Here is a 12,838-nt window from a genome sequence, read left to right on the forward strand (position 1 = left end):
GATGACCGACACGTGTGCGCCCGGGCCCGGCATCCCGCTCACGGGCCGGCGGTCCCCGGACGGCTACCTGCCGCTGCGGGACTACGCGGCGATCGGTGACGGGCGCACCGTCGGCCTGGTCGGGATCGACGGGCGCATCGACTGGCTGCCGGTCCCTGACCTGAACAGCGAGCCGGCGTTCGCCGCCCTGCTGGACGCCGGTCGCGGCGGGTGGATCGGCATGGCGCCGGAGGCACCGGCCGTCGTCGAGCGCCGGTATGTCGACGGCACCAACGTGCTGGAGACCACCTTCCGCACGGCCGCCGGGACCGTCCGGGTGACCGACTCGCTCAACTCCGGCGTCGCTGGCCGGCTGCCGTGGACGGAGCTGGCGCGCCGGGTCGAGGGCGTCGACGGCACGGTGCCGATGCGGTGGGCGGTGCGGCCCGGCGACCAGTGGCGCACCAGCGCGCCCTGGGCCGCCCGCCGTGGCGACGACCCGGTGCTGCGGGTGGGCACCGTGCAGCTGGCGGTGCGGGGTGAGGGTCACCAACCCCGCACCGACGACCGGTCGGTGACCGGCGCCTTCACCACGGCGCCGGGGTCGCGGCACCTGCTCGCGGTGGTGGGCGTCGACGACCAGCCCGTCCCGCTGCCCGGCGCCGTGCACATCGAGGACCGGCTGGACCTGTCCGTCGAGAGCTGGCAGCGCTGGTCGGCCAGCTGCAGCCGCGGGCGGGAGATCCCGCCGGACGCCCTGCGCAGCGCGCTGGCGCTCAAGCTCCTGATCCACAGCCCGACCGGGACCGTCGCCGCTGCTGCGACCACCTCGCTGCCGGAGTCCCGCATTGTCGCGAAGAACTACGACTACCGCTACACCTGGCTCCGCGACACCGCCTACACCGTCGCCGCGCTGCAGCGGCTGGGCGTCCGCGAGGAGGTGCACGCCGCGACCACCCGGTTGCTGGCGACCGTGACCGACGACGGTCCCGAGCCGCCGCCGTTCACCACCCTGCAGGGCACCGCGCCGGGCGGCCGGCGGGAGACCGACCTGCCCGGCTGGTGCGGGATCGGCCCGGTCGGCATCGGCAACGACGCCGCCCACCAGCTGCAGCTCGGCGTCTTCGGCGACCTCTTGTCCCTGGTGGACTCGTACCTCGCCGCCGGCCACGTCCTGGACGCGGTGAGCGCCGAGACCGTCGCCCGGATGCTCGACCGGTGCTGCGACCTCTGGCGCAACCCGGACGCCGGGATCTGGGAGCTGCCCCACCGCCGGCACTACACGTCCTCGAAGATGGGCGCCTGGCACGCGCTGACCGTCGGGGCGCGGCTGGCCGACGCGGGACACCTGTCCGGGGCGGCGGACCGGTGGCGCGCCGAGGCCGCCGCCGTCGCGGAGTTCATTCACCGGGAGTGCTGGTCGGACGCCGCGGGCGCGTTCACCGGGTACGCCGGGTCGGACCAGCTGGACGCGTCGGTGCTGCTGGGCCACGACTTCGACCGCGGCGAGCGCATGCACCGCACCGTCGACGCGGTCCGCGCCCGGCTCGGACGGGGGCCGCTGCTGTACCGGTACGCCGGCATGGACCGCGAGGAGGGCTGCTTCGTCGCGTGCTCGTTCTGGCTGGTCACCGCCCTGGTCAAGCTGGACCGGCGGGACGAGGCGGAGGAGCTGATGGCACAGCTGCTGCCGCTGGCCAACGACGTCGGCCTGTTCGCCGAGATGATCGACCCGAACACCGGCGAGTTCCTCGGCAACCTGCCGCAGGCGCTGTCCCACCTCGCGCACCTGGACGCCGCGCTGACGCTGGCCGACCACCCGGAGCTCTAGCGCCACCGCACGGCGACCGTCCGGACGCCGTGCCTGTCGCGCGGACACCCCGCGGCCGTCTTACCCTGAGCGCGCGGACGCTTCGACGCGTGAAGTGACGGGCGGCCCGCGCGCCGGCTCCCACCGTGGGGAGCCCTGCCGAAAGGGGACAGCGCCGTGCGCCGTCGTCATGCCGTGCTGGCCGCAACCGCCAGCCTCCTCCTGGTCGTCTCCGCCTGTGGATCGGGCAGCGACACCGGGTCCAGCTCCTCGAGCTCCACCTCGTCGGCCGCCGCGGGGTCGTCCGCCGACTCGTCCTCCGCGAGCTCGTCGTCCGCCGACTCCTCCGCCGCGACCTCGTCGTCGGGGGGATCCTCGACCGCCGGGGCGTCGGGCTCGGCCGGCTCCGACTCCGGGTCGGCGACCGCCTCGTCGGGCTCCGGCACCGGCACCGGCGCCACGGGTGCGGGCCTGCCGAACACCGGCAAGACCATCGACATCATGGGGTTCAGCACCGGTGACGAGGTCGGCACCTCGCGCGTCGACTACGCCGAGAAGCAGGACCCGTCACTGCAGGTCCAGGTGGACCAGAACGGGTTCGACGCCCAGAAGTTCGCCACCGCGATGGGCGGCGGCTCCGCGCCCGCCGGCGTCTACATGGACCGCGAGCTGCTGGCCACCTACGCCCAGAAGGGCTTTCTGCAGCCGCTGGACGACTGCATCTCGGCCGACGGCATCGACCTGTCGCAGTACTACCCCGACGCGGTCAAGGAAGCCACGTACAACGGCAAGATCTACGGCATCCCGGACTTCTACACGGTCCGCGCCGTGCTGATCAACAACAAGGTGCTCTCCGGCGCCGGCCTGACCACGGCCGACATCGACACGTCGAACTGGGACAAGCTGACGTCCGCGGCCACCAAGATGTACAAGGCGTCCGGCGGGAAGCCGTCCGTCATCGGGTACGACCCCAAGCTGCCGGAGTACCTGCCGCTCTGGGCCATGGCCAACGGCGGGTCGATCATCGGCGCCGACGGCAAGCCGACGCTCAACGACCCGAAGGTGGTCGAGGCGCTCAAGTACACCGTCTCGCTGGTGAACGCCCAGGGCGGGTGGGCGAACTTCAAGTCGTTCCGCGACACCTGGGACTTCTTCGGGGCCGGCAACGAGTTCGCCAAGAACCAGATCGGCGCCATGGACTACGAGCAGTGGTACGTCAACGTGCTGGCCGGGTTCCCGGCCTCCTCGGACCTGTCCGCGGTGCCGTTCAAGGGCCGTGACGGCCAGCCGCTGTCCACCGCCACCGGCGGCGCGTTCGCCCTCCCGAAGGACTCCCCGAACGCGGGCGGCATGTGCCAGTTCATGAAGCTGGTGACGTCCAAGGAGGCGTGGGCCGCGGCCGGCGCCGCCCGGGCCGCCGCGCTGGCGCCCAAGAAGGGCATCTTCACCGGCCTGTTCAGCGCCAACAAGGTTGCCAACGACGCGCTGCAGAAGCAGTACGTCAAGCCGAGCGGCAACAGCAAGATCGACGCCGTGATCAAGGTCTACTACGACGCCCTGAGCTACGCGAAGACGGTGCCGCCGTCGCCGGTCGGCCAGGACATCAAGTCGGCCTACGAGCAGGCGGTGACGGACGCGCTGGGCGGCAAGGACCCGCAGCAGGCTCTGGACGCGGCGCAGGAGACCGCCCAGAACGCCTACGACGACGCCGTCGGCTGATGGCCACGGTCTCCGCCGCGGGTCCGGCGCTGGGGGACGACCCCCGCCGGACCCGGGCGCGGGCCGCGCGCCGCCGCAAGTACGACCCCCGCGAGACCCGCGCCGCCTTCGCCTTCCTGACCCCGTGGATCATCGGGTTCCTGGTCTTCACCCTGGGCCCGATGATCTGGAGCCTCTACCTGTCGCTGACCCGCTACAACCTCGTCGACTCACCGCAGTTCGTCGGGCTGAAGAACTACAAGCGGATGCTGGGCGAGGACCCCAGGGTGGCCACCGCGCTGTTCAACACCTTCGTCTACGCGGTGCTCTACGTGCCGCTGGCGATCGTGGTGGCGCTGGGCCTGGCCATGCTGCTGGACCGCGTCACCCGCGGCGCCGGGTTCTTCCGCACCGCCTACTACCTGCCGGTGATGACGCCGGGCGTCGCGGTGGCGGTGATGTTCAGCCTGCTGCTCAACGGCAACTACGGGCTGGTCAACCGGGCCCTGTCGGTGATCGGCATCCAGGGACCGCAGTGGCTCACCGATCCCGCGTGGATCAAGCCGAGCATCGTGCTGATGAGCCTGTGGAGCCTGGGCGGGGCCATCGTCATCTTCCTGGCGGCGCTGAAGAACGTCCCCAGGGAGCTCTACGAGGCGGCCTCGATCGACGGTGCCTCGTCGTGGCGGCGGTTCCGCAGCATCACCCTGCCGATGATCTCCAGCGCGGTCTTCTTCCAGGTCATCGTGCTGACGATCTACGCCCTGCAGATGTTCGACAAGGTGTTCGTGCTGTTCGGCAACCCGGGCAGCCAGACCTACGCCGGCAACTCGTCGCTGTTCTACACGCTGTACCTGTTCCAGCAGGCGTTCCAGAAGCTGAACATGGGCTACGCCTCCGCGCTGGCCTGGCTGCTGTTCGTCATCGTCATGGTCATCACGGTGATCCAGGTCAAGGTGGGCAACCGGTTCGTGTACTACGAGAGCGAGCGCAAGTGACGTCCCCCATCACCGCCCGGGATCCCCGGTGAGCGCCGTCGCCGCGGCCGACCGGGTGGTCGACGACGTCGCAGAAACCTCCGGGGGCACGCCCGCCGGCCGGGACAGCGGCCGGGGCGTGCACGGCTGGCACCAGGTGCCGTTCTGGATCCTGCTGTCGTTCTTCGCCGTGCTGTTCATCTACCCGTTCATCTGGCTGGTGTCCGCCTCGTTCAAGCCGCGCGGCGAGGTCTTCGACAACCGGCTGATCCCGGCGACGTTCACGCTCGACAACTGGGGCCAGGTGTGGCGGGTGAGCCCGCTGCTCACCTGGCTGGGCAACAGCGGTCTGGTCGGCCTGCTGGCCGCCGGCACCGTCACGGCGTCCAGCGCGCTGGTGGCCTTCGGCTTCGCCTACTTCCGCTTCCCGGCCAAGAACCTGCTCTTCGGCCTGGTGCTGTCGACGATGATGCTGCCGGGCATGGTGACGATGATCCCGGTCTTCCTCATCTGGAAGGAGGTCGGTCTCGTCGGCACGCAGGTGCCGCTGTGGGCGCAGAACCTCACCGGCTCGGCGTTCTACATCTTCCTGCTGCGGCAGTTCTTCCTCGGCCTGCCCCGCGAGCTGTTCGAGGCGGCCAGGGTCGACGGCTGCAGCTACTGGGGGCTGTTCTGGCGGATCGCCGCGCCGCTGTCCCGGCCCGCGCTGATCATCGTGTTCATCTTCGAGTTCCAGGCCAGCTGGGACGACGTGCTCAAGCCGCTGATCTACTTGGGCAACAAGACCGACCTGTACACGGTGCCGATCGGGCTCAACTCGCTGTTCGTCAAGTACAACCCCATCGCCGGCGGCGAGGGCGACTTCCAGTACATCGTGACGGCCAGCCTGATCTCCGCCGTCCCGCTCATCCTGATCTTCCTGTTCGGCCAGCGGTTCTTCATCGAGGGCATCGCCTCGCAGGCCCGCAAGGGCTGACGGCGGGGTCACGGGGCTAACGGCGAAGTCGTCGTGGCTGACCGCCCTGCGGATGCAGCGGGCGCCCGTCTTCACCCGTCCGCCGACGAGATCTGCCGCACCCCGGCGGCGCCGCATGGCGCGGCACCGGCGCGGGAATCGGCCTTCTCACAAGACCTTCGGGTTCGGACGAGAGGAGCACGACATGCCCAACACCATCAGCCGGGCACTGCACGACGTCGGACTGTCCGCCTGGTTCGGCGGCACGCTGGCCAACGCGGTGGCGCTGAACCGGGCGGCCGGCGTGGCCGGCAGCCCGTCGGACAGCGGCAGCGTCACCAACGAGGGTTGGAACCGGTGGACGCCGGTGAACGCCGCCGCGATCGGCCTGCACCTGGCCGGCAGCGTCGGGCAGCTGCTCGGCAACAAGTCCCGCATCGCCACCCAGTCCGGCGCCGGCACGGTGACCTTGGTCAAGACGGGTCTGACAGTCGTCGCGCTCGGGATCACGGCCTGGTCCAGGGCGCTCGGGAAGAAGGTGAACCAGCATTCCGGCGCTCCAGTGCAGGACGGCACCAGCCCACACCCGGCGACCCCGCCGGAGGTGGCGTCGGCGCAAAAGCAGCTGTCCGCCCTGCAGTGGGCGGTCCCGGCCGTGACCGGCGCGCTCGTCGTCGTCAGCTCGCTGGCCGGTGAGCAGCAGCGGCCGACCAGCGTGCTGGCCGGTGCGGTGCAGAAGATCACCGACTGACCCGTGCACGCTGCGGCCGGCGGGCCGGGACCCGCCGGCCGCGGCTCCCGGCCCGACGGGCGGGACGGGCCGATTCCGACCGGCGGCCACCGTGTGCCGTGCCCGACCGTCCGCGGTGCGGCACAGCTCAGCCGCGAGACTCCTGGGCCTGCCCGGCCGTGCCGTAGCGGGGGCCGTCGTCGGTCCACACCGACTCCATCCTGCCGCCGGTGTGCTCGGCCACCCGGCGCTTGACGAGCTGCCAGCCGATCGTCAGCACGACCGCCAGGATCGGGATGCCGAGGACGACGACCAGGAAGTCGGTCTTGTCCCAGAACCGGTCGGCGCTCTGCCAGCCGGACACGGCCATGCCGATGATCACCAGCCCCAGGAAGACCAGACCGATGATGCTGGTGTAGGGGGAGCCCGGCATCTGGAACGGGCTCCGCGGGATCACGCCGCGGTTCACCAGCTTCCGCAGTCGCAGCTGGCTGAGGAAGATCGTGCTCCAGGTGAAGATCACGCCGAGCGAGGCGGCCTCGAGGGCGGTCTCGAAGGCGTCCGGGTCGATGGCGTTCAGCACGGCACCGAAGACGTACACCACCGACGTCATGATGATTCCGCCCCAGGGCACGCCGGATCCGCTCATCGACAGCGTGAAACCCGGCGCCTGCTTGCTCATCCCGAGGCTGCGCAGCACGCGGCCCGTCGAGTAGAGCCCAGAGTTCAGGCTCGACATCGCCGCGACGATCAGCACCGCCTGGATCACGTCGCCCATCCAGCCCATGCCCATGGCGCCGAACACCGTGACGAACGGGCTGGTCCCGCTCTTGTACTGGCTGGTCGGCAGCATGCTGACCAGCAGCAGGATCGACCCGCAGTAGAAGACGCCGATCCGGAAGATGACGGAGTTGACCGCCTTCGGCACCTCGCGCTCCGGGTTCTCCATCTCGCCGGCCGCCACCCCGACCATCTCGATCGCGGCGTAGGCGAAGATCACGCCCGACATGACCAGGATCGGCCCGTACCAGTGGAACCCGCCGGATGTCGGCCAGAAGCCACCGGGGTTCGACGTCAGGTTCTGGAAACCGGCCTGGTGGGTGCCGATGTGCACGCGCCAGAGCACGACCACCAGGCCGACGGCCAGGAAGATCACGATCGCGCCGACCTTGAGGATGGCGGCCCAGAACTCGAACTCGCCGAACGCCCGAGCCGACAGCAGGTTGATCGCCAGCACGACCGCGAGCGCGAGCAGCACGGTGAGCCATGCGGGCATGCTCGGCGCCCAGTACTTGACGTAGAGGCCGACGGCGGACAGTTCGGCGATGCCGCTGAGCGCCCAGTTGAGCCAGTACATCCACCCGGTGATGAAAGCCGCGCGCTCGCCGAAGAACTCGCGCATGTAGGAGACGAACGCCCCGGAGGTGCGACGGTGCAGCACCAGCTCGCCGAGCGCGCGCATGAGGAAGTAGGCGATGACGCCGACGAAGGCGTAGCTGAACAGCAGGGCCGGTCCGGTGCTGTTCAGCCGCGACGCGGACCCGAGGAACAGGCCGGTGCCGATGGCCCCCCCGATGGCGATCATCTGCACGTGCCGCCGGCCCAGGGACTGCTTGTAGCCGACCTGCTCGGCGTCCAGTCCCTCGTGCCGTACCACCGTGTCCGACATCTGCGTCCCCTGTCGTCGGCCGAACCCGCCGGAAAGCGGAGGAATCACCGGTTCCTTGCCGGGGCAAACCGGTTCCGCGGGCAAGGTTCCGGCATGACTGTGAACATCCTGTTACGGGCCGTCATCGTGGCGCCGGGGACCGGCCGCGGCGGCAGGCCCGGCCGCTGGCAGAGTGGACGGCGTGGACGACCTCGTCGGCTTCCTCCACCGTCATCCGCCGTTCGACACGCTGACCACCGCGGAGCTCGAGCGGCTGGCGGCGGCCGGCCGCCTGGTCGACGCGGAGCCCGGGCAGCTGGTGTGGGACGGTTTCGCCGCGCCCGCCGACGTGCTGTGGGTGGTGCTCGACGGAGAGGTCGAGCTGTGGGACGACTCCGGCACGCTGGTCGAGGGGCCGGACGAGGTACTGGCTCCCGGTGGGGTGTTCGGCTTCTCGGCGCTGCTGACCCGGGACGCCATCGGTCCGCGGGCCATCGCGCAGGGGCCGGCGCGGCTGCTGCGCCTGCCCGGGTCCGTGGTGGCGCCGGTCTTCTCGTCGTCGGCCGGGGTCCGGTTCCTGGTCCGCAACCTGGCCGCACCGTCGAACCGGCCCGGGCCGGTGCCGGCGTACAGCACGGTCGACCAGCTCGTGGTCTCCCCGCCGGTGATCGGCGACCCGGGGATGACGGTGGCGGACGCCGCACGGCTGATGACGGCCCACGGGTCGCGGTACGCGGTGATCCCGCTCGGCGACGGCAGCGCGGCGCCGGCCCCCTACGGGCTGGTCACCGACGCGCTGCTGCGGGAACGGGTGCTGGCGGCCGGCCGGCCCGCGGACACCCCGGTGGTCGAGGTCGTCACGACGCCGGCCACCACGGTGTCCGAGACGCTCGCCGCGGACGCATTGATCGAGCTGACCGAACGCGGCCTGGACTACCTCGTCGTCACCGACCGGGCCGGCGGCGTACGCGGTGTCGTGGTGCCGGACGACTTCGTCGTCTCCCCGTCCGCGGCGGGCGTCCCGCTCCGCGAGCAGGTGACCCGGGCCGGCAGCGCGGCCGAGCTCATCTCGCTCGGCCGCCGGGTGCCGCCGCTGGTGCGGGACATGCTGCACCGCGGGCGCACCGCCGCCGAGATCACCGCGGTCCGGTCCACCATCACCGACGCGGTCCAGCGGCGGGCGCTGTCCCTGGTGCTGGAGCGGCATCCCGACCTGCGCGAGGACGAGATCACCTGGCTGGCGTTGGGCAGCAACGGCCGTCGGGAACCGGTGCTGTCCTCCGACGTGGACTCCGCCGCCGTGCTGGCCGACTCCGTCGACACGCCGGCCAGGGTGGCGGCCTACCGCCGGGCCTTCGCGGAGGTGGACGGGCTGCTCGGACGGGTGGGCCTGCACGTCGACGAGCACCACGCCACACCGGGCGCCGCGTCGTTCGCGCGGACGCGGGAGCAGTGGCGGCGGGCCGCACGCCGGTGGCTGGCGGACCCGCTGAGCGGTCAGGCGCTCATCATGACGTCGCTGCTGCTCGACGCCCGCCCCATCCTGGGCGACCCGGGGCTGCCGGTCGTGGTCGAGGTGTTCGGCGACATCCGCTCGCACCCGCGGACGTTCGTGCTGATGCTGCAGGAGTCACTGGCCCGGCGCGCCAGGTTGCGCACCATGCGGGACGTCCTCGTCCGGCGCGGCGGCACCTTCGACATCAAGACCCACGCCCTGGCCCCGGTCGTCGACATGGCCCGGTGCGCCGCGCTGAGCGTCCGGTCCGCCGAGCTGTCCACCCGCGCCCGGCTGGCGGCCGCCGCCGGCTCCCCGATCCTGGACCCGGACCAGGCGCACACCTTGATCGAGGTGTTCGAGGTGCTGCAGCGCATCCGGCTGAGCTACCAGCTGGCCCAGCTGGAGCGCGGCGACCCGGCCACCGATGTGCTGTCCATGCACCGGCTCTCGCCGCTGGACCGCAGCCTCATCGCCCAGGCGGTGCGCGAGGTGGCGGCGATCCAGCGACGGGTGGCGAACCTGGCCCAGCTGCTGGATCCCGAGGAATGGGTGAGGTCCCCCCACCCGGCCTGACCGGGCGGGGGAACCCGCCGCGTCACGGGGTGGGCATGCCCCCGTTGACACTGAGCGTCTCGCCGCTGACGTAGCTGGACTCGGGGGAGGCCAGGAACACGTACGCCGGCGCGAGTTCCGCGGGCTGGCCGGCCCGGCCGAGCGGTGTCTGCTGGCCGAACTCCGGCAGGGCCTCCTCGGGCTGGCCGCCGGCTGCCTGCAGCGGCGTCCAGATCGGCCCCGGTGCGACGACGTTCACCCGGATGCCCTTGGGTGCCAGCTGCTGTGCGAGCGCCTTGCTCATCGTGTTGATCGCCGACTTGGTCGAGGCGTAGTCGACGAGGCCGGGACTGGGCTGGTAGGCCTGGATGGAGCTGGTGTTGATGATCGACGACCCGGCGAGCAGGTGCGGCAGCGCCTCCTGGACGATCCACAGCAGCGCGTACACGTTGGTGCGGAACGTCTCGTCCAGCTGCTCGGTGGTCAGGTTGGCGAGATCCTCGACGTACTGCTGCTTCCCGGCGATGTTGGCGACGATGTCCAGGCCACCCAGCTCGTCGACGGCCGCACGCACCAGCTCTCGGGCGGCGGACTCCTGCGCGATGTCGGCGGGATGCAGCACGGCCGTCCGGCCGGCGTCCCGGACCAGCTGGGCGACCTCCTCGGCGTCGCTCTGCTCCTCGGGCAGGTAGTTGAGCACGACGTCGGCGCCCTCACGGGCGAAGGCGATGGCCGTGGCCCGGCCGATGCCCGAGTCGGCGCCGGTCACCAGCGCCTTGCGGCCGGTGAGCCGGCCGGACCCGCGGTAAGTGTCCTCGCCGTGGTCCGGCTTCGGGCCGAGCTCGCTCGCCAGACCGGGGCCCTCCTGGTGCTGCTCCGGCATGCCCTCCTGGCGGTACTGGTCGACGGGATTGCGGAAGGTGTACTGGTCGGTCACGGATCCTCCTGGTGCTGCACGGTGGTGCCGCCCGTCGCCGCCGGGGCCCAGCCACGCGGCGGATCGGTCGGGCGGATGTCGGACGCGGAACGGGCGGCCGCCGCGCGGCGGCCGGTCCGCCCGCTACAGCTCGACCTTCTCGTTCTCCCCGCCGTCGTACCGCTGCCCCGTCACCTTCGACTTGACGAAACTGAGCACCGACGCGACCCGCCCGCCCGGGGTGTCCCAGTACTCCGCGGTCTCCCCGGAGACCTTGATCAGCACGGTGGTCGGGTCCTCCGGACCCTGCGGCAGCCACGCCTCGACCCAGCTGTTCCACAGCTCCCGGGCCTTGCCAGTGTCGGTGACCACCTCGGCGGTGCCGTTGATCGAGATCCAGGTGTCGTTGGAGGTCAGCGTCACGCCGACGTGCGGGTTGGCCCGGATGTGGGTGACCTTGCGGGAGTCGCGCTCGGCGAAGAACCAGAGGTCGCCGTCGAACTCCACCTCCTGCTGGGCCATCGGGCGGCTGACGAACTCACCGCCGGCGTCCACCGTGGTCAGCATCCCGATCCGGATGTCCTTGGCCAGCTCGGCCACCTTGCGCACGTCCGCCTGCTGCTGCTCGCTCATCGCACGGTCCTTTCGTCGCTGCCGCTGTCGTGTCGGCCGCCCGGTACCCACATCGGGCCCCGCTGCACCGTGGTCGGCCGGAGCGCACCGGTCACCGCCCGGTCGGCGTTTGTCCCGCGTCGGCCGGGGCACCTGTGGCGTCGAGGCCCCCACCGCGGGACGCCGCCGGCCTCGTCGCACCCGGGCGACGCGCGGCCGGTGTCCACGCGGCCAGCCGCAGAGGATGGAGACCCCGGTGAGCGACACGACCGAGCAGCCGAGCCAGCAGCGGGCACGGACCGCCCCGCACCCCGACGACGCCCGCAAGCCCGACGACCTCACGGACCTGACCGGCCGGTCGTGGAAGTACATCCTGCGCAAGACCATGCGGGAGTTCAGCCAGGACCAGTGCACCGACCTCGCCGCAGCCCTCACCTACTACGCCGTCCTGGCGCTGTTCCCGGCGGTGCTGGCGGTGGTGTCGATCCTCGGGCTGGTCGGCCAGAGCCAGGGCGGCACCGACGCCCTGCTGGACATCGTGCGCAGCCTGGCCCCCAGCGCCGCCGACACGATCGGCGGCGTCGTCACCCAGCTGAGCCAGAGCCAGGCCTCGGGCTTCGGCCTGGTCATCGGCCTGCTCGGCGCGCTGTGGTCGGCCTCTGGCTACATCGGTGCCTTCGGGCGCGCGATGAACCGCATCTACGAGATCGACGAGGGTCGGCCGTTCTACAAGCTGCGCCCGGTCATGCTGCTGGTGACCCTGGTCGCCGTGGTGCTCGCGGCGCTGGTCGCGGTGGCGCTGGTGATCTCCGGGCCGGTCGCGAGCGCGGTGGGCAACGCCATCGGCGTGGGCGGTGCCGCGGTGACCGTCTGGAACATCGTCAAGTGGCCGGTGATGCTGGCCGTGGTGATCCTGATCGTCGCGATCCTGTACTACGCCACTCCCAACATCAAGCAGCCCAAGTTCCGCTGGATCAGCGTCGGCGCGGCCGTGGCGGTCCTGGTCTGGATCCTGGCGTCCGTCGCGTTCGGCTTCTACGTCGCCAACTTCGCCAGCTACAACAAGACGTACGGCACCCTGGCCGGCGTCATCGTGCTCCTGCTGTGGCTCTGGATCACCAACCTCGCCCTGCTCTTCGGCGCGGAGATCGACTCGGAGACCGAGCGCGGCCGGCAGCTGCAGGCCGGCATCGCCGCCGAGGAGACGCTCCAGCTCCCGCCCCGGGACACCAAGGCCAGCGACAAGCAGCAGGCCAAGGAGGAGCAGGACATCGAGCAGGGTCGGGAGATCCGGCAGCAGGCCGAGCAGGCCCAGGAGGCCGAGCGGATCGAGGAGGCGAAGGCCGAGCGAGCCGAGCGCATCGCCAAGGCGAAGGCCAGGGCCGAGGCAAGGGCCGAGCGGGCGGCCGGCCGCCGCCGCTGACCTGCGGCGGCCAGGTCCTCGGCACACCCGTCCTCGTCAC

General features: G+C 71.4%; 11 protein-coding genes. 7 read left to right on the plus strand and 4 right to left on the minus strand.

Annotation, left to right across the window (positions count from 1 at the left end; all coding sequences use genetic code 11):
• Position 1: 1 nt before the first annotated feature.
• Complete coding sequence (locus IEY37_RS07935; protein WP_188941020.1) at positions 2-1,810, plus strand: glycoside hydrolase family 15 protein; 1,809 nt, start codon at positions 2-4, stop codon at positions 1,808-1,810.
• A gap of 167 nt (positions 1,811-1,977) precedes the next feature.
• Here IEY37_RS07935 and IEY37_RS07940 read toward each other — a convergent pair whose 3' ends face one another.
• Positions 1,978-2,292, minus strand: coding sequence for a hypothetical protein (locus IEY37_RS07940; RefSeq protein WP_188941021.1), 315 nt, complete (start codon positions 2,290-2,292; stop codon positions 1,978-1,980).
• On the opposite strand from IEY37_RS07940, the gene IEY37_RS07945 reads away from it, so the two are divergent.
• The 4 genes from IEY37_RS07945 to IEY37_RS07960 all read left to right on the plus strand — a co-directional run bounded on the left by IEY37_RS07945 (position 2,291) and on the right by IEY37_RS07960 (position 6,170).
• Positions 2,291-3,508 (plus strand): type 2 periplasmic-binding domain-containing protein, encoded by a 1,218-nt coding sequence (locus tag IEY37_RS07945; RefSeq protein WP_188941022.1) that lies wholly within the window; start codon positions 2,291-2,293, stop codon positions 3,506-3,508. The genes IEY37_RS07940 and IEY37_RS07945 overlap by 2 nt on opposite strands.
• Positions 3,508-4,485: a carbohydrate ABC transporter permease gene (locus IEY37_RS07950; RefSeq protein ID WP_188941023.1), complete on the plus strand. Its 978-nt coding sequence runs from the start codon at positions 3,508-3,510 to the stop codon at positions 4,483-4,485. Before IEY37_RS07945 ends, IEY37_RS07950 begins: the two co-directional genes overlap by 1 nt.
• A 118-nt stretch (positions 4,486-4,603) precedes the next feature.
• Positions 4,604-5,440, plus strand: a complete 837-nt coding sequence (locus IEY37_RS07955; protein WP_373298297.1) for a carbohydrate ABC transporter permease — start codon at positions 4,604-4,606, stop codon at positions 5,438-5,440.
• Between the two features lie 184 nt (positions 5,441-5,624).
• Positions 5,625-6,170, plus strand: coding sequence for a hypothetical protein (locus IEY37_RS07960; RefSeq protein ID WP_188941025.1), 546 nt, complete (start codon positions 5,625-5,627; stop codon positions 6,168-6,170).
• Positions 6,171-6,297: 127 nt separating this feature from the next.
• Here IEY37_RS07960 and IEY37_RS07965 read toward each other — a convergent pair whose 3' ends face one another.
• Complete coding sequence (locus IEY37_RS07965; RefSeq protein WP_229674168.1) at positions 6,298-7,818, minus strand: amino acid permease; 1,521 nt, start codon at positions 7,816-7,818, stop codon at positions 6,298-6,300.
• A gap of 181 nt (positions 7,819-7,999) precedes the next feature.
• On the opposite strand from IEY37_RS07965, the gene IEY37_RS07970 reads away from it, so the two are divergent.
• Positions 8,000-9,868: a putative nucleotidyltransferase substrate binding domain-containing protein gene (locus tag IEY37_RS07970; RefSeq protein WP_229674170.1), complete on the plus strand. Its 1,869-nt coding sequence runs from the start codon at positions 8,000-8,002 to the stop codon at positions 9,866-9,868.
• A 22-nt stretch (positions 9,869-9,890) separates the two neighbouring features.
• On the opposite strand, the gene IEY37_RS07975 is transcribed toward IEY37_RS07970, so the two are convergent.
• Positions 9,891-10,784, minus strand: a complete 894-nt coding sequence (locus IEY37_RS07975; protein ID WP_308426368.1) for a glucose 1-dehydrogenase — start codon at positions 10,782-10,784, stop codon at positions 9,891-9,893.
• A 123-nt stretch (positions 10,785-10,907) separates the two neighbouring features.
• The gene (locus IEY37_RS07980) at positions 10,908-11,396 is read right to left on the minus strand and encodes a pyridoxamine 5'-phosphate oxidase family protein (RefSeq protein WP_188941026.1); all 489 of its coding nucleotides are present in this window, start codon (positions 11,394-11,396) and stop codon (positions 10,908-10,910) included.
• Positions 11,397-11,619: 223 nt separating this feature from the next.
• On the opposite strand from IEY37_RS07980, the gene IEY37_RS07985 reads away from it, so the two are divergent.
• Positions 11,620-12,798, plus strand: a complete 1,179-nt coding sequence (locus tag IEY37_RS07985; RefSeq protein ID WP_373298272.1) for a YihY/virulence factor BrkB family protein — start codon at positions 11,620-11,622, stop codon at positions 12,796-12,798.
• Positions 12,799-12,838: the final 40 nt, after the last annotated feature.

Origin of the sequence: Nakamurella endophytica (genome assembly GCF_014646215.1) — a bacterium.
GTDB classification, from domain to species: domain Bacteria; phylum Actinomycetota; class Actinomycetes; order Mycobacteriales; family Nakamurellaceae; genus Nakamurella; species Nakamurella endophytica.